The sequence below is a fragment of the Pseudomonas sp. OV226 genome (assembly GCF_003148705.1).
Lineage (GTDB): Bacteria > Pseudomonadota > Gammaproteobacteria > Pseudomonadales > Pseudomonadaceae > Aquipseudomonas.
Genome location: NZ_QGGS01000003.1, coordinates 178055 through 199749, shown reverse-complemented (window position 1 = coordinate 199749; position 21695 = coordinate 178055). Strand labels below are relative to the sequence as shown.

18 protein-coding genes and 1 pseudogene are annotated in these 21695 nt (G+C 60.3%); 3 read left to right on the top strand and 16 right to left on the bottom strand.

All coding sequences use genetic code 11. The features are described 5' to 3' along the window. Nucleotides 1-22: 22 nt before the first annotated feature. The 14 genes from C7534_RS06975 to hutC form a co-directional block, all read right to left on the bottom strand. Nucleotides 23-940 carry an alpha/beta hydrolase gene (locus C7534_RS06975; RefSeq protein ID WP_109785360.1) on the bottom strand — a complete coding sequence of 306 codons (918 nt, stop codon included), beginning with the start codon at nucleotides 938-940 and terminating at the stop codon, nucleotides 23-25. 49 nt (nucleotides 941-989) lie between these two features. After that, nucleotides 990-1937 (bottom strand): choline ABC transporter substrate-binding protein, encoded by a 948-nt coding sequence (locus tag C7534_RS06970; protein ID WP_109785359.1) that lies wholly within the window; start codon nucleotides 1935-1937, stop codon nucleotides 990-992. A 265-nt stretch (nucleotides 1938-2202) separates the two neighbouring features. Beyond that, complete coding sequence (hutG, locus tag C7534_RS06960) at nucleotides 2203-3006, bottom strand: N-formylglutamate deformylase (RefSeq protein WP_109785358.1); 804 nt, start codon at nucleotides 3004-3006, stop codon at nucleotides 2203-2205. Nucleotides 3007-3016: 10 nt separating this feature from the next. Next, entirely contained in the window at nucleotides 3017-4222 is a 1206-nt protein-coding gene (gene hutI / locus C7534_RS06955; RefSeq protein WP_109785357.1) for an imidazolonepropionase, read from the bottom strand. A 17-nt stretch (nucleotides 4223-4239) separates the two neighbouring features. Continuing rightward, a complete protein-coding gene (locus C7534_RS06950; protein ID WP_077432302.1) occupies nucleotides 4240-5649 on the bottom strand; it encodes an amino acid permease in 1410 nt (469 codons plus the stop codon). A 110-nt stretch (nucleotides 5650-5759) separates the two neighbouring features. Then, on the bottom strand, nucleotides 5760-7292 hold the full coding sequence (gene hutH / locus C7534_RS06945; RefSeq protein ID WP_077432301.1) for a histidine ammonia-lyase: 1533 nt from the start codon (nucleotides 7290-7292) through the stop codon (nucleotides 5760-5762). 131 nt (nucleotides 7293-7423) lie between these two features. Further along, nucleotides 7424-8947 (bottom strand): histidine ammonia-lyase, encoded by a 1524-nt coding sequence (hutH, locus tag C7534_RS06940; RefSeq protein ID WP_109785356.1) that lies wholly within the window; start codon nucleotides 8945-8947, stop codon nucleotides 7424-7426. Nucleotides 8948-9115: 168 nt separating this feature from the next. Continuing rightward, complete coding sequence (locus C7534_RS06935; protein ID WP_052961897.1) at nucleotides 9116-9946, bottom strand: quaternary amine ABC transporter ATP-binding protein; 831 nt, start codon at nucleotides 9944-9946, stop codon at nucleotides 9116-9118. After that, nucleotides 9943-10794 carry an ABC transporter permease gene (locus C7534_RS06930; RefSeq protein ID WP_109785355.1) on the bottom strand — a complete coding sequence of 284 codons (852 nt, stop codon included), beginning with the start codon at nucleotides 10792-10794 and terminating at the stop codon, nucleotides 9943-9945. The genes C7534_RS06935 and C7534_RS06930 overlap by 4 nt, the downstream gene beginning before the upstream one ends. Before the next feature lie 70 nt (nucleotides 10795-10864). Next, nucleotides 10865-11833, bottom strand: coding sequence for an ABC transporter substrate-binding protein (locus C7534_RS06925; RefSeq protein WP_046031211.1), 969 nt, complete (start codon nucleotides 11831-11833; stop codon nucleotides 10865-10867). A 69-nt stretch (nucleotides 11834-11902) separates the two neighbouring features. Then, entirely contained in the window at nucleotides 11903-13372 is a 1470-nt protein-coding gene (locus C7534_RS06920) for a purine-cytosine permease family protein (protein ID WP_046031212.1), read from the bottom strand. 155 nt (nucleotides 13373-13527) lie between these two features. Further along, nucleotides 13528-15195 (bottom strand): urocanate hydratase, encoded by a 1668-nt coding sequence (gene hutU, locus C7534_RS06915; protein ID WP_046031213.1) that lies wholly within the window; start codon nucleotides 15193-15195, stop codon nucleotides 13528-13530. A 528-nt stretch (nucleotides 15196-15723) separates the two neighbouring features. Further along, a complete protein-coding gene (locus C7534_RS06910) occupies nucleotides 15724-16293 on the bottom strand; it encodes a HutD/Ves family protein (RefSeq protein ID WP_109785354.1) in 570 nt (189 codons plus the stop codon). After that, complete coding sequence (gene hutC / locus C7534_RS06905; protein ID WP_154505298.1) at nucleotides 16290-17000, bottom strand: histidine utilization repressor; 711 nt, start codon at nucleotides 16998-17000, stop codon at nucleotides 16290-16292. The genes C7534_RS06910 and hutC overlap by 4 nt, the downstream gene beginning before the upstream one ends. 146 nt (nucleotides 17001-17146) lie before the next feature. On the opposite strand from hutC, the gene C7534_RS06900 reads away from it, so the two are divergent. Further along, entirely contained in the window at nucleotides 17147-18511 is a 1365-nt protein-coding gene (locus C7534_RS06900) for a formimidoylglutamate deiminase (RefSeq protein WP_109785353.1), read from the top strand. A 113-nt stretch (nucleotides 18512-18624) separates the two neighbouring features. On the opposite strand, the gene C7534_RS06895 is transcribed toward C7534_RS06900, so the two are convergent. Beyond that, nucleotides 18625-19194: a lipocalin family protein gene (locus tag C7534_RS06895; protein ID WP_046031216.1), complete on the bottom strand. Its 570-nt coding sequence runs from the start codon at nucleotides 19192-19194 to the stop codon at nucleotides 18625-18627. A gap of 31 nt (nucleotides 19195-19225) precedes the next feature. After that, complete coding sequence (locus C7534_RS06890) at nucleotides 19226-19480, bottom strand: lipoprotein (protein WP_046031217.1); 255 nt, start codon at nucleotides 19478-19480, stop codon at nucleotides 19226-19228. 274 nt (nucleotides 19481-19754) lie between these two features. Here C7534_RS06890 and C7534_RS33230 point away from each other — a divergent pair. Both C7534_RS33230 and C7534_RS33225 read left to right on the top strand, forming a co-directional pair. Continuing rightward, nucleotides 19755-20798 (top strand): annotated as a pseudogene (locus C7534_RS33230) (HAMP domain-containing protein); the annotation flags it as partial. Nucleotides 20799-20891: 93 nt separating this feature from the next. Beyond that, the gene (locus C7534_RS33225; protein ID WP_371916744.1) at nucleotides 20892-21656 is read left to right on the top strand and encodes a methyl-accepting chemotaxis protein; all 765 of its coding nucleotides are present in this window, start codon (nucleotides 20892-20894) and stop codon (nucleotides 21654-21656) included. Nucleotides 21657-21695 lie beyond the last annotated feature (39 nt).

Here is a 21695-nt window from a genome sequence, read left to right as displayed (position 1 = left end):
AATGAGCATGCCCCGTGCAGCGTCACAACTTGTCAGCCAAAAACCCGAGCAGTGTTTCATAGAGCGCATCGACCTCGGCGACTTGAGCGCGCGCGCGCAAACAACCATGAACCAGCCCCTCGCCGTAGTACAGCGTGGTGTCCACACCGGCGGCTTCCAGTTGCTCGGCGTAGAGCACGCCGTCATCGCGCAGCGGATCGAACTGCGCAACGGCGATCAATGCCGGTGGTAGACCACTGAAGTGTCCGGCGAGCAGTGGCATGGCATAGGCCCCCGGATGTCGGGTGCCATGCAGGTACAGCGCGTGATAACAATCCACATCGCTGCTGCTGAGCAACGGCGCGTCGATGCATTCGCCGCGCGATGGCAACTGATCACCGCCACCCAGTCCCGGATAGACCAGAATCTGCGCAGCAGGCAATGGCTCGCGAGCATCCCGCAGCGCCAGACATAATGCAGCGGCCAGGTTGCCGCCCGCGCTGTCCCCCATCACCAGCGTCCGCGCAGGATCAAGCCGGAATGGCCCCGTACGCAACGCCCGCCAGACCTTGATGCAATCATCGAACGCCGCCGGAAACGGATGCTCCGGCGCCAGGCGGTAATCAACCGCGATGACCAATACACCGAGGGTTGATGCGAGCTCGGCGCAGATGAAGTCGTGGGAATCCAGATCCCCCACCACCCACCCACCACCGTGCAGATACACAATGCACGGGCAAGCCTCGGACGACGATGAGGCGTGCGGCTGGTAGGACCTGATCGCCACGCCCGCCAGCTCGACATCAAGCACATAAAGCCCTTCAGGACGTGGCGGAGTAAACGCCCGGCACATCTCGCTGTAGGCCCGACGCAAACCCTCGAGGCTGCTGTCGGTGCTGTTGAAGCTGACGGTTGTCTCGACGAATGCCGTCATCTGTTCGGAAAGCGGGTAAGGAGCCATGAGCCTGGTGCCAGTCCGTTCAGCGGTTTAAGGAGAGCAACATTTGAATTCAGTTTTTCAAACTGGCCTGAACGGTGGCAACGCCATCCTTACCATCAAAACTGCTGACACCCGCCAACCAACGCTGCATATCTTCCGGGTGATCGCGCAACCACTGCCTGGCGACATCCTGCGGCGTCTTGCGCTCCATGATCGGCACCATCAACTGACTTTCCTGCGAGGCGCTGAAAGTCAGGTTCTCCAGCAGGCGATTTACATTCGGGCAACGTTCAGCGTAATCCGGCGAAGTGACCGTAGAGACCGTCGCCGCACCTTCGTTCGGTCCGTAGACGTCTTCACTGCCGGTCAGGTAGTCGATCTTCATGTTGATGTTCATCGGGTGCGGGGTCCAGCCGACGAACACCACGAACTCCTTGCGATTCACTGCACGCTGTACGGCGGCGAGCATGCCGGCCTCGCCGGATTCAATCAGTTTGAAATCCTTCAAGCCAAAGTGATTGGTCTCGATCATGGTTTTGATCGTGGTGTTGGCGCCGCTGCCGGGCTCGATGCCGTAGATCTTGCCGCCGAGCTGGTCTTTGAATCGGGCGATGTCGGCAAAGGTTTTCAAACCGGCGGCGGCCACGTAGTCCGGAACCGCGAGGGTGGCCTGAGCATCGGCCAGGCTCGGTTTCTCCATGACTTTCACTTGGTTGGCCGCCACGAACGGCGCGATGTTTTTGTCCATCGCCGGTTTCCAGTAACCCAGGAAAATGTCCAGGCGCTTGTCGCGGATGCCGGCGAAGATGATTTGCTGCACAGCGCTGGTTTGCTTGCTTTCGTAGCCCAGGCCATTGAGTAACACATCGGCCATGCCACTGGTGGCGATCACATCGGTCCAGTTGACCACGCCCATGCGCACGGCTTTGCAGGAAGCATCGTCGCTGGCCAGGACGCTGGTGCTCAGAAGAGCCGTGCCGCAGAGGATTGAGAGACAGCGGGTGAACAGTCTTTTCATCGGGAGAGTCTCGTGCGGCAGATTATTGTGAGGGCCGGTGTCTTCGTGCACCGTGCCCTGCACATTACGCAGCGTCGAGCGGGTAAAAGCGACCTGTGGCGACTGTGTTTTGCACAGAGGCGACAGTTCCAATCAGCTATGAAGGCCAATGAAAAACCTGTGGGAGCGAGCTTGCTCGCGATGAGGCCATAACATTCAACATAGATGTTGCCTGTTAGTCCGCCATCGCGAGCAAGCGCGCTCCCACAGGGTTATGCGCCAGGCTCTAGCGTTTGTAGTGGTTTTGGCCCCAATCGAGCAAACCTTGCAGCAGCTCCTTGAGCACCACTTGCGTCGGCGCAGCCAGATCCGGGCGATAGCGGAACGGTTCGAACTCTTCCATATATGTGCACTGACCCAACTCCAGTTGCACGGCATGGATATTCTCGGCCGGATTGCCGTAATGCCGGGTGATGTGGCCGCCCTTGAAGCGGCCGTTCAGCACATGGCTGTAATCGCCGTGGCGCGCGCAAATGGCTTCCAGTTGAGTGGCCAACTCAGGATCGCAACTGGCGCCATTGAAGGTGCCGAGGTTGAAGTCCGGCAGCTTGCCGTCGAACAGGTGCGGGATGATCGAGCGGATCGAGTGCGCGTCGAACAGCAACGCAAAACCGAACTCGGCTTTCAGCCGTGCCAGCTCGTTTTGCAATGTCGTGTGATACGGCGTCCAGATCTGTTCCAGCCAGGTCGTGCGCTCTTCTTTCGACGGTTCCAGGCCTTCGCGGAACAAGGGAATGCCATCGAACAGCGTCGCCGGGTACAGGCCCGTGGTCGCGCCGACATACAAAGGCTTGTCGTCGGAGGGACGGTTCAGGTCGATGACAAACCGCGAGTACTCGGCGGCCAGGGTGCTGGCGCCCAGTTCCGTGGCAAATTCATAAAGCTTCGGGATGTGCCAGTCGGTATCCGGCAGACTGCGGGCGTCGGGAATCAACCCGGCTTCGACCGCCGGGGTCAGGCGCACGCCCGCGTGAGGCATGCTGATCAGCAGCGGCACACGGCCTTGTTTGAAGTTCAGAACCTTATCCACAGCTGTTCTCCTAAACACTTGTCTCGACGCCGTGACGCACGACGCGTTTTTCCAGGTCACCGCCCAGCCAGTACGACAGATCGGCCGGACGATCGATTTGCCAGGCGACAAAATCCGCGACTTTTCCGGCTTCCAGCGAGCCGTGGGTATCGGCCATGCCCAGCGCGGTGGCGGCATGAATCGTCGCGCCCGCCAGCGCCTCTTCCGGGGTCATGCGGAAACAGGTGCAGGCCATGTTCAGCATCAAGCGCAACGACAGCGCAGGCGAGGTGCCCGGGTTGAGGTCGCTGGCGATGGCTATTTTCACACCGTGCTTGCGCAGCGCGTCCATCGGCGGCAACTGAGTTTCCCGCAGGAAGTAGAACGCGCCCGGCAGCAGCACCGCGACGGTTCCGGACTTGGCCATGGCGATGGCATCGTCCTCGGTCATGAATTCCAGATGATCGGCCGACAGTGCGTGATAACGCGCCGCCAGGCTCGAACCGTGCAGCGACGACAGTTGTTCTGCGTGCAGCTTCACCGGCAAACCGAGTTCCTGTGCGGTGATGAACACCCGTTCAACCTGCGCCGGCGAGAACGCCAGGTATTCGCAGAATGCATCCACCGCATCCACCAACCCTTCGGCGGCCAGGGCCGGGAGCATTTCGGCGCAGATGTGATCGATGTAGTCGTCGGCGCGGTCGGCGTATTCCGGCGGCAACGCGTGAGCGGCCAGGCACGTGCTGCGCACGCTGATCGGCAATTCGGCGCCGAGGCGGCGAATGACTCGAAGGATCTTGCGCTCGCTGGCCAGGTCGAGGCCGTAGCCGGATTTCATTTCGACCGTGGTCACGCCATCACGCATCAGGCTTTTAAGACGCTTGGCGGCGCTGGCGAACAGCTCGTCTTCAGAGGCTGCGCGGGTCGCGCGTACGGTGCTGGCGATGCCACCACCGGCCGCTGCGATTTCTGCGTAGCTGACGCCTTGCAGGCGCTGTTCGAATTCGCCGCTACGATTACCGCCAAACACCGTGTGGGTGTGGCAGTCGATCAGACCCGGCGTTACCCAGGCCCCTTGCAAATCGTTGACGGCCGGGTACTCGCCCGCGGGCAGGTCAGCGCGCGGGCCGATCCACTCAATGAGCGCACCTGACGTCACGATGGCCGCGTCCTCGATGATCGAGTAGACGCCTTGTGCCATGGTTGCGACGTGGCAGTGTTGCCAGAGAGTTTTCATCCGTGGCCTCCGTTAGGTTATTGATGTGAAAAAGAAGGTTCCTGCTCTACCAGTGCCGCCTGGCCCGCCGCCGGTTTCACCCACGTCAGGTAGGCCAGCACCAGCAGCACGATCCAGACCACACCGACGATCAGCGCCGCCTGGGTGTCCGGGAAATAACCCAGCACGCCGAAAATGAACAGCATGAAGGCAATCGCCGCCATCGGCGCATAGGGCCAGAACGGTACAGGGAACTTCAGTTGTGCGACCTGCTCGGCACTCATGGAGCGACGCATGGCCACCTGGGTACACAGAATCATCAGCCAGACCCATACCGTGGCAAAGGTCGCGATGGAGGCGATCAACAGAAACACGTTTTCCGGAATCAGGTAGTTCAACAGCACACCCAGCAGCAGCGCGGCACTCATCACCACCACGGTCATCCATGGCACGCCATTACGCGACAAACGGGCGAAGCCCTTAGGTGCGTGCCCTTGCTGGGCCAGACCGTACATCATGCGGCCAGCGCCGAAGATGTCGCTGTTGATGGCCGAGATCGCCGCCGAGATCACCACAATATTGAGGATGGTCGCCGCCGAGCTGATGCCCAGATTGTCGAAAATCTGCACGAACGGACTGCCTTGGCTGCCGATCTGCTGCCATGGAAAGATCGACATCAGTACGAACATGGTCAGCACATAGAACAGCAAAATACGCAACGGTACGGCATTGATCGCTCTAGGCAGCACATGCTGCGGATCTTTGGCCTCACCGGCGGTCACGCCGATGATTTCAATCCCGCCGAATGCGAACATCACCACCGCGAACGAAGCGATCAGGCCACCCACGCCATTGGGCATGAAACCGCCATGGCTCCAGAGGTTGCTGATATCGGTCGCTTGGGCGCCGGGCGCCGTGCTGATGCCGAACAGCATGATGCCGAAGCCACCCAGAATCATCGCGACGATGGCTGCGACCTTGAGCAGTGACAGCCAGAACTCCATTTCACCGAAGACCTTGACGTTACACAGGTTCAAGCCGCCGACCACCGAAACGATGCCCAGCACCCAGATCCAGCGGGAGACTTCCGGGAACCAGAAGCCCATGTAAATACCGAACGCGGTGACGTCGGCCATGCCGACGATGACCATTTCGAACGCGTAGGTCCAACCGAGGATGAAGCCCGCCATCGGCCCCAGATAGGTGCTGGCGTACTGACCGAAAGAGCCGGCCACCGGGTTGTGCACTGCCATCTCACCGAGGGCGCGCATGACCATGAACACCGCTGCGCCACCGATCAGGTAGGCGAGCAATACCGCGGGGCCGGCCATTTGAATGGCCGAGGCAGAACCGTAAAACAGCCCGGTGCCGATCGCCGACCCCAGCGCCATGAAGCGAATATGTCGGGCAGAAAGCCCGCGTTTCAAACCTTTTGCTGGCTGTTGCATTTCTCGTCCTTAATTATTCTTATTCGACGCAAAATCGAATCGCGAGCAGGCTCGCTCCCACAGGGTTTACACAATCCACTGTGGGAGCGAGCCTGCTCGCGAATAGGCCATTACAGGCTCGGCAGCAACTTCGCCATTACCAGCTCGTTCAGGCAACGCGAGGCCAACAACTCAGTCGCCGCATTGATGTCCGGCGCAAAGAAACGGTCCTTCTCATAGAACGGCACTTCCTTACGCAGGATGGCACGGGCCTTTTCCAGTTTTGCCGAGCTCTTCAGGCCTTCGCGCAAGTCCAGGCCTTGAGCCGCCGCCAACCATTCCACGGCCAGAACACCGCGGGTGTTTTCCGCCATTTCCCACAGGCGCTTGCCTGCAGCCGGGGCCATGGACACGTGGTCTTCCTGGTTCGCCGACGTCGGCAGGCTGTCTACCGAATGCGGATGTGACAGGGCCTTGTTCTCGCTGGCCAATGCGGCAGCGGTCACTTGGGCGATCATGAAGCCAGAGTTCACGCCGCCGTTTGCCACCAGGAATGGCGGCAGTTGCGACATGTGCTTGTCCATCATCAGCGAGATGCGGCGTTCGCTCAGAGAACCGATTTCAGCGATGGCCAGCGCCATGTTGTCAGCGGCCATGGCCACTGGTTCGGCGTGGAAGTTACCGCCGGAAATCACATCGCCTTCAGCGGCGAATACCAGCGGGTTATCGGAGACGGCGTTGGCCTCGATAGCGAGCACTTCAGCGGCCTGACGGAACTGAGTCAGGCAGGCGCCCATGACTTGTGGCTGGCAGCGCAGGGAGTACGGGTCCTGGACCTTTTCGCAGTTTTCGTGCGAGTCGGACACTTCACTGCGCTCGCCCAGCAGGTCGCGGTAAGCGGCAGCGGCGTCGATCTGGCCTTTCTGGCCACGGGCGGCATGGATGCGAGCATCGAACGGCGAGCGCGAGCCCAATACCGCTTCAACGGTCAGCGCGCCCAGCGCGACAGCGCCAGCGAACAGGTCTTCGCCTTCGAACAAACCGCGCAGTGCGTAAGCGGTCGACACTTGAGTGCCGTTGAGCAGCGCCAGGCCTTCTTTCGCGGCCAGGGTCAGCGGCGTCAGGCCGGCGACTTTCAGCGCTTCGGTCGCCTCCATCCACTCGCCCTTGTAGCGCGCCTTGCCTTCACCCAGCAGCACCAGCGACATATGGGCCAACGGCGCCAAATCGCCGGAAGCACCGACCGAGCCTTTCAATGGAATGTGCGGGTAAACCTCAGCGTTGATCAGGGCGATCAGCGCGTCGATGACCACGCGACGGATACCGGAGAAACCACGGCTCAGGCTGTTGACCTTGAGCACCATGACCAGGCGCACCAAGGCGTCGCTGATCGGCTCGCCGACACCGGCGGCGTGAGACAGCACCAGCGAGCGCTGAAGGTTTTCCAGGTCTTCGCTGGCGATGCGGGTCGAGGCCAGCAGGCCGAAACCGGTGTTGATGCCATAGGCGGTGCGGTTCTCGGCGAGGATCTGTTCCACGCAGGCAACGCTGGCTTCAATTTGTGCCGAGGCGCTGTTGTCGAGGGTCAATTTCACCGGCTGCTGATAGACATCACGCAGTTGGGCGAGGCTCAGTTGGCCGGGAATCAGGTTTAGCGCAGTCATTTTGTGCTCCTTTTGAGAGTTGTAAATGCTCTCTATTTAGAGAGGCAGACCAGACGCTCCGGAAATGTCCGTTGTCCGTCGCGTCTGCCTCTTGGGGAGACGCGCCTTGGCACGCTGGTTTTATTGGGAAATCAGTTCAGATTCGGTAAAGCCTTTTGCAGCAAGTTCGGGTCTTTCAATACACCGGCAGCGGCGGCAATGTCCGGTGCCAGCCAGCGGTCCTGATCGTAGGCAGGAACGCGCTCACGCAGCAGACGCCAGGCCGCATCGGTACCGGCGCCGAAGCGTTGCTCTTTCAAGAATTCAAACGCCTGAGACGCCAGCAGGTACTCGATGGCGAGGATCTGCGTGCAGTTTTCCAGTGCGCGGTGCAGCTTCAGCGCGGCGTTGGTGCCCAGGCTCAGGTGGTCTTCCTGAAGGCCCGACGTGACGTAGTTGTCGAGCACCGCCGGTTGCGCCAATTGGCGGTTTTCCGCGCACAGGGACGCGGCGACGTACTGGACGATCATCATCCCGGAGTTCACCCCCGGGTTGGCCACCAGAAATGCCGGCAGACCACTGACGTGAGGGTTGATCAAGCGGTCCAGGCGACGCTCGGCGATGGAGCCGATTTCGGCCATGGCGATGGCCAGCAGGTCTGCTGCCAATGCCACGGACTGACCGTGCGGGTTGGCCTGGGACACCACGCGGTAGTTGTCCGGCGTGCCCAGCACCAGCGGGTTGTCGGTGGCGCTGTTGAGTTCGGTTTCGATCTGTCGGGTCGCGTGAACCAGTTGATCGCGCGCCGCGCCGTGAACCTGCGGGATCGAACGAATGCTCAAGGCATCCTGGGTGCGAATGCCCTTGCTGCTGGCGATCACTTCGCTACCGTCGAGCACCGCACGCAGATTGATCCCCACTTGCTGCATGCCCGGGTGCGGCTTGAGTGCAATGATCTCGGCATCGAACGCATCGATCTGACCGCGCTGGGCCTCGAAACTCATGGCACCGATCACGTCGGCCCATTGCAGCAGGCGCGTGGCATCGGCAATGGCCAGGCAGCTCAGGCCGGTCATGCACGGCGTGCCGTTGACCAGGCACAAACCGTCCTTGGCGCCGAGCTTGACCGGTTGCAGGCCTTCTTCGGCCAGGGCTTGCTGAGCGGAAACGACCTGCCCGCGATAGCTGACATTGCCGACACCCAGCAGCGCAATGCCGATGTGCGCCATGTGGGTCAGGTAACCCACGGAACCCTGGGAAGGCACTTGCGGGGTAATGCCACGGTTGAGCAACGCCAGCAAGGCTTCGACCACCTGGCGGTGCAGGCCGGATTTGCCATGGCTGTAGTTGACGACAGCAGCGCACATGATCGAGCGAGTCTGCTCGTCGGTCAGGGGCGCGCCAACGCCACAGGCATGGCTGAGCAAGGTATTGCGCGACAACTGGCTGAGTTGTTCATCCGCCAGCGAGACGTTGCACAACGCCCCCAGCCCGGTGTTGATGCCGTAAGCGCGCTCACCGCTGGTGACGATACGCTGGACGATGCCTTGCGCGTTTTCAATCCGTGCCCAGACCTGCGCCGACAGCTCAAGCTGCGCGCCATCACGGGCGACGGCCACCACATCCTGCCAACGCACGGGGGCATCGGCGATAACGATTTTTTCAGCCTGGGACATCTTCAACCTCGTGCGTACAACCTGAATTGATCGTTCCCACGCTCTGCGTGGGAATGCTGCCTGGGACGCTCCGCGTCCCGTTGCCAGTGCAAGGCTCAAGCCCTGCGCATGTGTGACGCGGAGCGTCACGGGATGCATTCCCACGCAGAGCGTGGGAACGATCGACCTTTAAACCACCGCCGCCCGACGTTGCACAAACCGGTCGACATACTCATCCGCCGGCGAATGCAGGATCTCTCTCGGGGTGCCGACCTGGATCAGGCGGCCGTCCTTGAGGATCGCGATGCGGTTGCCGATGCGCACGGCCTCGTCGAGGTCGTGGGTGATGAAGACGATGGTCTTGTGCAGGGTCTTTTGCAGCTCCAGCAACTGGTCCTGCATCTCGGCGCGGATCAGCGGGTCGAGGGCGCTGAACGCTTCGTCCATCAGGATGATGTCGGTGTCCGCCGCCAGGGCACGGGCCAGGCCCACACGCTGGCGCATACCGCCGGAAAGCTGATGCGGGTATTTGTTTTCGTAGCCCTTGAGGCCCACGGTGTTGATCCAGTGCAGCGCACGCTCGGCGCACATGGCTTTGCTCTCGCCACGAATTTTCAAGCCGTAGGCGACGTTGTCCAGCACGCTCTTGTGCGGCAACAGGCCGAAGCTCTGGAACACCATGCTGATCTTGCGTCGACGAAATTCGCGCAGGGCTTCCATGTCGTATTGCAGGATGTCCACGCCATCCACCAGGATCGCGCCGCTGGTCGGGTCGATCAGGCGATTGAAGTGGCGTACCAAAGTCGACTTGCCGGAGCCCGACAGGCCCATGATCACGAAGATCTCGCCGCTGCCGATGCTCAGCGACAGATCGTTCACGCCGACCACGCAGCCGGTTTCGGCCAGCACCTGGTCCTTGGTTTTGCCCTGGCCAATCATCGCCAGTGCATCTTTGGAACGGTTGCCAAAAATCTTGAAGACGTTTTTGACTTCGATCTTGCTTACGGTCGCGTTGTTCATTTGCTCACCTCATGCCGGGCCCGACCGTACGCCTGAGTAATACGGTCGATCACCACAGCCAGAATCACGATCGCCAGACCGGCTTCCAGGCCACGTCCGACGTTGAGGGTCTGAATCCCCACCAGCACGTCTTCACCCAAGCCACGGGCACCGATCATCGAAGCAATGACCACCATCGACAGCGCCATCATGGTGGTCTGGTTGATCCCGGCCATGATGCTCGGCAGGGCCAGCGGCAGTTGCACGCCAAACAGTTGCTGCCAGCGGTTGGCACCGAAGGCGTTGATCGCTTCCATCACTTCACCGTCGACCTGGCGAATGCCCAGATCGGTCAAGCGGATCAGCGGTGGCGCGGCGTAAATCACGGTGGCGAAAATCGCCGGGACCTTGCCCAGGCCGAACAGCATCAGCACCGGGATCAGGTACACGAAACTCGGCATGGTCTGCATGATGTCCAGCAGCGGCATCAGTATCGAACGCAGGCGGTTGCTGCGCGCCGAGAGAATGCCCAGCGGAATGCCGATCAGCACCGAAATGATCGTCGCCACCATCATCAACGCCAGGGTTTGCATCAGCTTGTCCCAGAGGCCGACGGCACCCACCAGGAACAACAAGCCGACGATCACGGCCGTGGTCACGACTTTGCGGGTCGCGTGCCAGGCAACGCCTGCGACGATGGCCAACATCAGCCACCAGGGCGCCGCGCGCAGCAGCCCTTCAAGATTGACGATGGCCCACAGCAGGGTGTCAGAGATCTGCCGAAACACGTCGCCGTAGTTGGTGACCAACGAGTCGACCCAACCGTTGACCCAGTCGGCGATGGAAAAGGTAAAGCTTTCGGGAAACATAAGAGACTCTCAATCAAGGGGTTGCGATCAAGCGTCCGACTGCCGCTACCGGCAGTCGGAGAGGCCCAACCTACAAGGCCGCGTCGATTTTCTTGGCTGCGTCTTCGCTCACCCAGGCGTGCCAGACTTCAGGATGTTCCTTCAAGAAGATCTTGGCCAGTTTTGGCGACTCGATCCGCTCTTTGGTCATGCGCCCCAGGTTCTGGTTGAGGATGTCGATCGGCACATTGACTTTTTCCAGTACAGCCACCAGTTCCGGGGCTTGTTCGTGGAACGTCTTGGACAGGCCGACCTTGATATCCACGGTCTTGTTCACGCCTGGCTTCTCTTCGAGTTTCACCACATCGACCTGGCCCATCAGCGGGGTGGGCGACCAGTAGTAGAACAGGATCGGCTCGCCACGCTTGTAGCTCGACAGCACGGCGGCATCCAGCGCCGGGCCGGTGCCTGGGCGGAAGTTGGTGTAGGTGCTTTCCAGACCGTAGCTTTTCAGCATTTCGCTGTTGTCCAGCTCACAGGTCCAGCCGGCCGGGCAATTGTAGAAACGGCCTTTGGACGGCTCTTCAGCGTCTTTGAAGATCGCCGAGTATTTGCCCAGGTCAGCAATGTTTTTCAGGTCCGGGGCTTTAGGTTCCAGTTTGCGCTTGGCGTCGCCTTCGATCACGTAGCGCGGCACGTACCAGCCTTCAACCGCGCCAACAACCGGAGCGCCGACACCGACGACTTTGCCGGCCTTCTCGGCCTTGTTCCAGACTTCGCTGCGGCCGACCCACTCTTCGGCAAACACTTGAATGTCGTTGCTGCTCAGGGCGTTTTCCATGGTGATGGAGTTGCCCGGCAGGCTGTCGGTCTTGCAGTCGTAGCCTTTCTCCAACACGACTTGCAGCACGTCGGTCAGCAGCATGGCGCTTTCCCAGTTCAGGCCGGCAAATTTCACCGGTTTGCCCGACTCGCACCAACCGGCTGCCTGAGTGGCGCCGGCACTGGCCAGCAGGCCCATGGAAAGCAATGTGGTCAGCAGGGTCTTGTTCGATTTCATTGTTGTGACGCTCCTAATCATGAATTGGCTTACGGCAGTCAAGAGGCATCCAGCCCTGTCCACGTCCAATCAGGCCTGCGCCGAAGCGCGACCAACATTCAGCTTTTGTTCAGTGATCGCGTCCTGCTCGACCGGCAGGATCAAACGATCAGGCACTGTGCCGTGCCATTTTTTTGCGCACACGTAATACAGGGCGGCGGGAATCACCAGACCGATGATCCAGGAAATATCCACATCACCCAGGGCCGCCACCAGCGGACCGGTATAGAACTTGGTGGAAATGAACGGCAGTTGAACCAGCACACCGAAGACATAAATGCTGATACCGAGGACGTTCCAACGACCATAGCGACCGTTCGGATCGGCCAGCGCCGGCACGTCATAGCGCTCGCGGGTGATGCAGTAGTAGTCCACCAGGTTGATCGCGCTCCATGGCGTAAAGAACGCCAGCAGGAACAGGATGAAGGACTTGAACGCACCGAGGAACGAGTGCTGGCCGAGCAACGCCATCAGGGTCGCAGCCCCGACGATGACCAGCACGAACACCAGACGCTGCAAGCGCGATACCTTCAGGTCACCACGGAACCCGCTGATGATGGTCGCAATGCACATGAAGCTGCCGTAGGAGTTCAGCGTGGAGATGGTGACTTTGCCGAACGCAATGCTGAAGTACAGCAGCGCAGCGGTGGCACCGGTACCACCCAGACCCACGATGTAGGCCACTTCGTGGCCGGCGAATTGTCCGTTGGCCGAAGCGGCGGCGAACACGCCGAGGACCATCGCCACCTGTGCACCAATCACCGAACCGGCGCCTGCGGCGAAAAAGGTTTTCACCGAGGAAGTCTTGCTCGGCAGGTAGCGCGAATAGTCAGCCACGTACGGACCGAAGGCGATCTGCCACGACGCCGCGAGCGACACCGCGAGCAAGAAGCTGCTCCAGCTGAAGTGGCGGATTTGCAACAGCGCGCCGACGTCAGTCTGGCTCATCAGACGGCTGAACAGATAAACAAAGGCAATCACACCAATGACACTGGCGACACGGCCGATCCAATGGATCACCCGATAACCAAGCACCGTGACCAGCACGATGACGCTGGCGAAAATGAGGATACCGACGGTATCGCTGACACCAAACAACTGGCCCAGCGCCTGGCCGGACAGTACGGTTCCCGTTGCGGTGAAACCGAGATACATCAAGCAGACCAATACGATCGGGATGGCCGCGCCGTAAACACCGAACTGCACACGACTGGAGATCATCTGCGGCAGGCCAAGCTTGGGGCCTTGCGCGGCATGCAGCGCCATCACACCACCGCCGAGCAGTTGACCGATCAACAGACCGATCAACGACCAGAACACGTCACCGCCAAGGACCACGGCCAATGCGCCGGTGACAATCGCGGTGATTTGCAGGTTGGCACCCATCCACAGGGTGAACTGACTCAACAGACGACCGTGTCTTTCCGCTTCCGGGATGTAGTCGATCGAGCGTTTCTCGATCAACGGTTTGTTACCTGCACGCTCGCTGTTAACAGCCATGGTTCAACCTCTGTGGATTGTTATTCTGGTTTCACTCAATCTCTGTAGCAGCTGCCGAAGGCGGCGTCGGGTTGCGAAGCGACCCCGGCATTCCAACGCGGAACGAAGGTCCTTCGGCCCTTAACGCAGCCTGCGGCAGCTGCTACATGGCTTGTTTATTTGCCGGTGATCATCGGCAGGTTCAGCCCTTGTTCCTTGGCGCAGTCGATGGCGATCTGGTAGCCCGCATCGGCGTGCCGCATGACGCCGGTAGCCGGGTCGTTGTGCAGGACGCGAGCAATACGCTCGGCCGCTTCGTCAGTACCGTCGCAGACAATCACCATGCCCGAGTGCTGGGAGAAGCCCATGCCGACGCCGCCGCCGTGGTGCAGGGAAACCCAGGTCGCGCCGCTCGCGGTGTTGAGCAGAGCGTTGAGCAGTGGCCAGTCGGACACGGCGTCGGAACCGTCCTGCATGGATTCGGTTTCGCGGTTCGGGCTGGCTACCGAGCCGGAGTCCAGGTGGTCGCGACCGATGACGATAGGCGCGGACAATTCACCGCTGCGTACCATTTCGTTGAACGCCAGACCCAGCTTGGCGCGCAGGCCCAGGCCAACCCAGCAGATACGGGCCGGCAGACCCTGGAAGCTGATGCGCTCGCGGGCCATGTCCAGCCAGTTGTGCAGGTGGGCGTCGTCCGGGATCAGCTCTTTGACCTTGGCGTCGGTCTTGTAGATGTCTTCAGCGTTGCCCGACAGTGCAGCCCAACGGAATGGGCCGATGCCGCGGCAGAACAGTGGACGGATGTAAGCCGGTACGAAGCCTGGGAAGTCGAATGCGTTTTCCACGCCTTCTTCCTGCGCCATCTGACGGATGTTGTTGCCGTAGTCGAAGGTCGGGATGCCCATTTTCTGGAAATCCAGCATCGCTTTAACGTGCACGGCCATCGATTGCTTGGCGGCTTTGACCACGGCGGCAGGCTCGGTCTGGGCGCGAGCGCGGTACTCTTCCCAGGTCCAGCCGGCTGGCAGGTAACCGTTGAGCGGGTCGTGGGCGCTGGTCTGGTCGGTAACCATGTCCGGGCGTACGCCACGACGAACCAGTTCCGGCAGGATTTCAGCCGCGTTACCCAGCAGCGCGATGGAAATCGCCTTGCCTTCTTTGGTGTATTTGGCGATGCGGGCCAGCGCGTCGTCGAGGTCTTTGGCTTGCTCGTCGACGTAGCGGCTGTTCAGGCGAAAATCGATGCTGACCTGCTGGCATTCGATGTTCAGCGAGCAGGCACCGGCCAGGGTCGCGGCCAGCGGTTGGGCACCGCCCATGCCACCGAGGCCTGCGGTCAGGACCCAACGACCTTTCAGGTCATCGTTGTAGTGCTGACGACCGGCCTCGACGAAGGTTTCGTAGGTGCCTTGAACGATGCCCTGGCTACCGATGTAGATCCAGCTGCCGGCGGTCATCTGGCCGTACATGGCCAGGCCTTTGGCGTCCAGTTCGTTGAAGTGCTCCCAGCTTGCCCAGTGTGGAACCAGGTTGGAGTTGGCGATCAGAACACGCGGTGCGTTGCTGTGGGTCTTGAACACGCCGACCGGCTTGCCGGATTGCACCAGCAGGGTCTCGTCGTCGTTCAGATTGGTCAGGCTTTCAACGATCTTGTCGTAGCATTCCCAGTTACGTGCCGCACGACCGATACCACCGTAAACCACCAGTTCTTTAGGGTTCTCGGCGACTTCCGGGTCGAGGTTGTTCATCAGCATGCGCAGTGGCGCTTCGGTCAGCCAGCTCTTGGCGGTCAGCTTGTTACCGCGGGCAGCGCGGATTTCAACGTCACGAAATTTAGTCACGAAAAAAACTCCTCAGCAATCAATCCAAAACCAACCCAGGCAGTGGGCGAGCAAGCCGATGGGCATCAGTGCACACCGGCGAATCAGTGGACGACGGTTGAGTCTTCGTGACTCATACGCATACGTCTTTACTTGTACATACAAGCATATGCAATCAAGCGGCCAACTTGTTGGATGGATGTTCAAGAAAACCTTTTGGCATGGCTGGAGAGCGCCTGAATCAAGGGTTCTGGCGTAGATGAAATTTTTCGGGGGGGGATATTTTGCAGCGCTGCGATGGTGTTACTAGAGCGTGGTTTTGCGCCACGCTGGGGCGTTCGGTAACAAGTTGGTGCGCTTTGGGGAACAGATATGAAGTATCGGGCAACTTGCGATCTGTAGCAGCTGGCGAAGCCTGCGTTCGGCTGCGTTCGGCTGCGTAGCAGTCGCCTATCAGATGAGATGGCCCTGGAGACCGCAGTGGCTGATTTCACGACTGCTGCGCAGCCGAACGCAGGCTGCGCCAGCTGCTACAAAGTGAGCGTTGACTCAGTGAGCCGTCAGTTCGATCACACAGCAGGGGCCGTTGGTCGAGACTTCCAGCAGGCCGGTGTTACCGTCGAGTTGCAGGCAATCATGGCGACCAAGGTGCGAAGCGCTGTTACCTGTCTGCACGTCCAATGTGTCGCTGATGCTGAACACCAACACCGTACTCGCCGAGCTGAAAAACCGCTGCTCGCCGGAAAGCCACTGCAAGCGCGCATCAAAACGCTGCGGCGCATAAATCAGGTTGAAATCGCGAATCGGCCCGCCGAGCAATGTGCAGGACACGTCGCTCTCACCGCTAAAGGCAAACGGGGTCAGCGGTAACAACGGATGCGTATCTTGACCGTCCACCCGCAAGGTCATGCCATCACCTTGCAGCACGGTGATGACGCGCTCGTACCCGGTGAACGTCGAGAAGCCGCCCGACTCGCCGATGTCGGCAATCGACAGGCGCCAGCCAAAACCGTCAAGGCCCGTGCCTGCATCGCGGGTGATTTCTTCTGTGCTGCCACCGCCGTTTTTCCACGGCATGCGTGGGTAATCCTGGGCGCGCAAAACCTTCAAAGCATTCATTTATGAAAGCGTCCTTCCAGACGATGACGGGAACCGGGGTGGATCAAACGGGCGGCGGTCACTGGCTGACGGCCCGACCAGGTGCGGCGGCGAATCAGCAGGCACGGCTCGCCCTTTTCAATCTGCAGCAATTTGCATTCGCTGGCTTCGGCCAGAATCGCCTCGACCACATGCTCGCCCTCCGTCAGCGGCGCGACCTGGTTCAGGTAGGCGTAAGGCGTTTGCAGGGTGAAGTCCTGCTTGAGGTAGTCGGGGGCCACCAGCGCGTTGACGAAACGGTCTTCGATTTGCACCGGAATATCGTTTTCGAAATGCACGATCAGCGAGTGGAAAACCCGCTGCCCTTCGCGCATGTCCAACGCCAAAGCGCGTTCGGAGCCGGCGGCTTCTTCTTCGAGGGTAATCACTTTGCAGGTGTGACGATGACCACGGGAGGCGATTTCGTCGGCAATGTTGTGCACTTCAAACAGCGCGGACTGGCTTTTCGGCTCGGCGACGAACGTGCCGACGCCTTGCATGCGCACCAACAGACCGTCGGCAGTCATCTCCCGCAGCGCACGGTTGATGGTCATGCGGCTGAAACCGAGTTGGCTGACCAGCTCGCTTTCCGACGGAACGCGGTAGTGCGGCGGCCAGTTTCCACTGTCGATTTGCTGGGTAATCATCTGTTTGACGCGGGCGTACAAGGGCGCCGGACTGTCGCCCATGTTCGCGGCCAACGGTGACACTGGGGGCGGAGTCGGCACGGTTAATCCTTGGTCGTTTAGTGAATATCGCTAGCTTGCCGGAGTTTACCGGGCAGGCAAACGTCTGTATATGTATATACAAATAACACACGATGGGGTGCTGAACCATGTCCGCCTTCTTTGCCGAACGCGCGCTGCTGCCTAGTGGATGGGCCAACAATGTACGTCTTGAGGTCAATGCCGAGGGCGTTTTGACCCATATCCAGGCCGATTCCCATGCAGATGGCGCCGAACGGCTGAGCGGTCCACTGCTGCCGGGAATGCCGAATCTGCACTCCCATGCCTTCCAGCGAGCAATGGCCGGGCTGGCAGAAGTGGCGGGCAATCCGAACGACAGTTTCTGGACCTGGCGCGATTTGATGTATCGCCTCGTCGGAAAAATCAGCCCGGACCAACTCGGCGTCATCGCCCGTCAGTTGTACATCGAAATGCTCAAGGCCGGTTACACATCGGTGGCGGAATTTCATTACGTGCATCACGACACCAACGGCCAGCCTTACGCGGACCCGGCCGAGTTGGCGCTGCGCGTCAGCCAGGCCGCCAGTTCCGCCGGTATTGGCCTGACCCTGCTGCCGGTGCTCTACAGCCACTCCGGTTTTGGTGGCCAGACCCCGAACGAAGGTCAGCGCCGCTTCATCAACAGCACCGAAAACTACCTCAAGCTTCAGTCGCGCTTGCAACCACTCCTGGCGCAGCAACCAGCGCAGTCGCTGGGTCTGTGTTTCCACTCATTGCGCGCAGTTACGCCGCAGCAAATCAGCGAAGTGCTGGCGGCCAGCGACAAGCAATGCCCGGTGCACATCCATATCGCCGAGCAGCAGAAAGAAGTCGATGACTGCCTGACCTGGAGTGGTCGCCGTCCGCTGCAATGGCTGTATGAAAACACCGAGGTCGATCAGCGCTGGTGCCTGGTTCACGCCACCCACGCCAACGCCGAAGAGGTCACGCTGATGGCCAAGAGTCGCGCCATCGCCGGCTTGTGCCTGACCACTGAAGCCAACCTGGGCGACGGGATCTTCCCGGCGGTGGATTTCCTCGCTCAGGGCGGACGCATGGGCATCGGCTCTGACAGCCATGTCTCGTTGAGCGTGGTGGAGGAATTGCGCTGGCTGGAATATGGCCAGCGTCTGCGCGATCAGCGGCGTAACCGCTTGTATGGCGCGGATCAGCCAATGGTGGGCCGCACGCTGTACGACGCCGCACTGGACGGCGGCGCACAGGCACTGGGGCAGCCGATTGGCGCGCTGGAAGTGGGCAAGCGGGCAGATTGGCTGGTGCTCGATGGCAATGATCCGTACCTGGCGACGGCCAGTGGCGACGGGATTTTGAATCGCTGGCTGTTTGCCGGTGGTGATCGCCAGGTGCGCGATGTGCTGGTCAATGGCCAGTGGGTTGTGCGTGACGGGCGTCATGCCGATGAGGAAGAAAGCAACCGCGCTTTCACCCAGGTCCTGCGCGATCTTTTAGGCTGATAAAAAAACCTGTGGGAGCGAGCTTGCTCGCGATGGCGGCCTGTCAGTCAACATTTCTGTTGAAGCTGATGGCCTCATCGCGAGCGAGCTCGCTCCCACAGGTATATGTGCAGTTAGTCCGAGGTCTTGGCCATCTGCTGCTCGGACGCACGCCAGATCAGCCGCGAGGTGTCGTAACCCTGCTGACGCGCCTTGCTCAGCAGCTCCTCGCGCACGACGCCATTGACGGTCGGCGTGCGGGCCAGCAGCCACAAATACTTGCGGCTCGGGTCGCCAACAATGGCTGTCTTGTAGTCGTCGCTGACGTACAGCACCCAGTATTCGCCCTTCGCCGTGCCGGGGATCAACCGAGAGAACCAGGTATCGAACTTGACCCACAATTTGTCGGTTTTGCCCGGCACCTGTGGATAAGCCGTGCCCTTGACCTCTTCCCACTGCCACTGCGGCGTCAGGCAGCGGTTCAAGACCGCCAGGTTGCCGTCCGGCTTGAGCGTGTAATGGGCTTCGGATTGTGCGCAGTCACGCTGGAAATACATGGGCATGCGAGCCAACTCGTACCAGGTCCCTTGGTAGCGCTTGAGGTTGACGCTGTTGACGGTTTTTGGCGCCAACGGATCTTGGCCAGAAGTGGCGCAGCCAGCCAAAACCAGGCCGGCAAAAAGTACGAGTAATAACCGCTTCATTGTTTTTCTCCCGCGGGCGCAGCGCCCCGGTTTACTTCAGGCCTTGGCCGGAAAACATCAATACTTTGTCACCGGCGTACTGCACGCTGATAAAGCTGTTTTTGTCGCCCCAGGTGCAACTGGACATGCCGAGCGCGCCCGAGCAATCAGCAGGTGTACCCAGCAACGTCTCGACCTCTGCCTTGGGCATGCCGGTCGATAGTTTCGAGTAGTTTTCCTGATTAACCTTGCTGCATGCGGCCAACAACACGCAGAACGAGAGCAAGGCGATAGAACGCAGCGACATGGTGAGACTCCTGGAACGAAGGGGAATGGCATGGCTGCCAAGCTGAAGCTTAGAAGAGCAAACCCCCATCTGGTTCCCCGACTGTTGTGCTATTTATCGGGCCACTCGTCTGCCTTCTTTCGAAAAATCAGTAACTTTCTCGCGCCATTGAGTATTTCGTCGGTTTTTGCAAAAACGCGCCTAATCTTTGGCGCTGACCAGTCGACATAGAGGCAGCGCCAAGCCCTCGACTGTGACGATTTGACGCCCCTCGCCGACCAGCCCCTCCGCGGTAATGCATTTAATGACCAGAAACATGAAGTTCAGCCACAAGATCCTGTTGGCAGCCGCCCTCGTGGTCGCCGTTGCGTTCGCCTGCTTTATCCTGTTCAACGACTACCGCCAGCGCCAGACCCTGCGCAGCAGTACCGAATCGTCGATGCAGGAACTCGGCAGCCTGACCACCAGCAACATCCAGACATGGCTGGAAAGTCGCATCCAGTTGCTGCAATCGCTGTCCCAGCAGATCGCCGTGGATGGCAGCGCCCAGGCCAGCCTGAAACGCGCCATCGACCTGCCGGCCTACACCAGCAACTTCCAGCTGAGCTATTTCGGTGGCACTGACGGCGTGATGTTCTCGGTCCCAGCCGGCAATCGCGCCGCCGACTACGATCCTCGTTCCCGCGGCTGGTACAAGGCGGCCAACAGCGCACAACAGACCATCGTCACCGAACCATACATTGCCGCATCCTCCGGCAAACTGGTGATCACCGTCGCCACGCCAGTGAAGTATCAGGGCCAGATGATCGGCGTTGCCGGCGCGGACATTGACCTGTCCAGCGTCAGCGCGATCATCAACTCGCTGAACTTCGGCGGCCACGGCCACGCGTTCATCGTCAGTGCCGACGGCAAGATCCTGATTCACCCGGACAACAAACTGGTGCTCAAAGGCCTCGCCGACGCCTACCCGAACGGCGCGCCGAACGTCAGCCCGGGCATGAAAGAAGTCGAGATCGACGGCAAGAAACAGTTCATGTCCTTCACCCACGTCAACGGTGTGCCGTCGGCAGACTGGTACGTGGCACTGGTGCTGGATCAGGACACCGCGTTCTCGATGCTCAGCGAATTCCGCACCTCGGCGATCATCGCCATGGTGATTGCCGTGGTGATCATCATCGCGTTGCTGGGCGTGTTGATCAGCGTCCTGATGCAGCCGCTGCTGACCATGGGCCGCGCGATGCATGACATCGCCGAAGGTGAAGGTGACCTGACCAAGCGCCTGACCATTCATGGCCAGGACGAATTTGGTGCACTGGGCACGTCCTTCAACCGCTTTGTAGAGCGTATTCACACCTCGATTCGTGAAGTGTCGTCGGCCACCGGCCAAGTCAACGAAGTCGCCCTGCGTGTGGTGGCCGCTTCCAACTCGTCGATGTTCAACTCCGATCAACAGGCCTCGCGTACCAGCAGCGTGGCCGCGGCGATCAACGAGTTGGGTGCCGCCGCCCAGGAAATCGCCCAGAACGCCGCCCTCGCTTCCCAGCATTCGAGCGATGCCCGCGCCATGGCAGAAGATGGCCAGCAAGTCGTCGACAAGACCATCGCGGCGATGCAGCAGCTGTCGGCGAAGATCAGTGATTCGTGCGGCAACATTGAAACGCTCAACAGCAACACCGTGAACATCGGGCAGATTCTGGAAGTGATCACCAGCATCTCCCAGCAGACCAACTTGCTGGCCCTGAACGCGGCCATCGAAGCGGCTCGCGCCGGTGAAGCCGGTCGTGGTTTTGCCGTGGTGGCGGACGAGGTGCGCAACCTGGCGCACCGCACGCAGGATTCGGCGCAGCAAGTGCAGAAGATGATCGAGGAATTGCAAGTCGGCGCCCGCGAAGCGGTGAGCACCATGACCGACAGCCAGCGCCAGAGCGAAAGCAGCGTCGGCATCGCCAACCAGGCTGGCGAACGCCTGGGCAGCGTGACGCAGCGCATTGGCGAAATCGACGGGATGAATCAGTCGGTGGCGACAGCGACTGAGGAACAGACTGCCGTGGTGGAATCGATCAACGTCGACATCACCGAGATCAACACGTTGAACCAGGAAGGCGTGGAAAACCTGCAGTCAACCTTGCGCGCCTGCGCTGACCTGGAACAGCAGGCGGCGCGGTTGAAGCAGTTGGTCGGCAGCTTCCGGATCTAAAGCGCTTGATCGTTACTGATCGTTCCCACGCTCCGCGTG

Bases quoted from the DNA above. Each gene is read 5' to 3' on its own strand.
- hutC (WP_154505298.1), bottom strand. From the start codon at position 17,000: ATGGGCGACAGTCCGGCGCCCTTGTACGCCCGCGTCAAACAGATGATT.
- hutI (WP_109785357.1), bottom strand. From the start codon at position 4,222: ATGAAAACTCTCTGGCAACACTGCCACGTCGCAACCATGGCACAAGGC.
- C7534_RS06895 (WP_046031216.1), bottom strand. From the start codon at position 19,194: ATGAAGCGGTTATTACTCGTACTTTTTGCCGGCCTGGTTTTGGCTGGC.
- C7534_RS06975 (WP_109785360.1), bottom strand. From the start codon at position 940: ATGGCTCCTTACCCGCTTTCCGAACAGATGACGGCATTCGTCGAGACA.
- C7534_RS06935 (WP_052961897.1), bottom strand. From the start codon at position 9,946: ATGAACAACGCGACCGTAAGCAAGATCGAAGTCAAAAACGTCTTCAAG.
- C7534_RS06890 (WP_046031217.1), bottom strand. From the start codon at position 19,480: ATGTCGCTGCGTTCTATCGCCTTGCTCTCGTTCTGCGTGTTGTTGGCC.
- C7534_RS06950 (WP_077432302.1), bottom strand. From the start codon at position 5,649: ATGCAACAGCCAGCAAAAGGTTTGAAACGCGGGCTTTCTGCCCGACAT.
- C7534_RS33225 (WP_371916744.1), top strand. From the start codon at position 20,892: ATGTTCAACTCCGATCAACAGGCCTCGCGTACCAGCAGCGTGGCCGCG.
- hutH (WP_109785356.1), bottom strand. From the start codon at position 8,947: ATGTCCCAGGCTGAAAAAATCGTTATCGCCGATGCCCCCGTGCGTTGG.
- C7534_RS06925 (WP_046031211.1), bottom strand. From the start codon at position 11,833: ATGAAATCGAACAAGACCCTGCTGACCACATTGCTTTCCATGGGCCTG.
- hutH (WP_077432301.1), bottom strand. From the start codon at position 7,292: ATGACTGCGCTAAACCTGATTCCCGGCCAACTGAGCCTCGCCCAACTG.
- C7534_RS06920 (WP_046031212.1), bottom strand. From the start codon at position 13,372: ATGGCTGTTAACAGCGAGCGTGCAGGTAACAAACCGTTGATCGAGAAA.
- C7534_RS06930 (WP_109785355.1), bottom strand. From the start codon at position 10,794: ATGTTTCCCGAAAGCTTTACCTTTTCCATCGCCGACTGGGTCAACGGT.
- C7534_RS06900 (WP_109785353.1), top strand. From the start codon at position 17,147: ATGTCCGCCTTCTTTGCCGAACGCGCGCTGCTGCCTAGTGGATGGGCC.
- C7534_RS06970 (WP_109785359.1), bottom strand. From the start codon at position 1,937: ATGAAAAGACTGTTCACCCGCTGTCTCTCAATCCTCTGCGGCACGGCT.
- C7534_RS06910 (WP_109785354.1), bottom strand. From the start codon at position 16,293: ATGAATGCTTTGAAGGTTTTGCGCGCCCAGGATTACCCACGCATGCCG.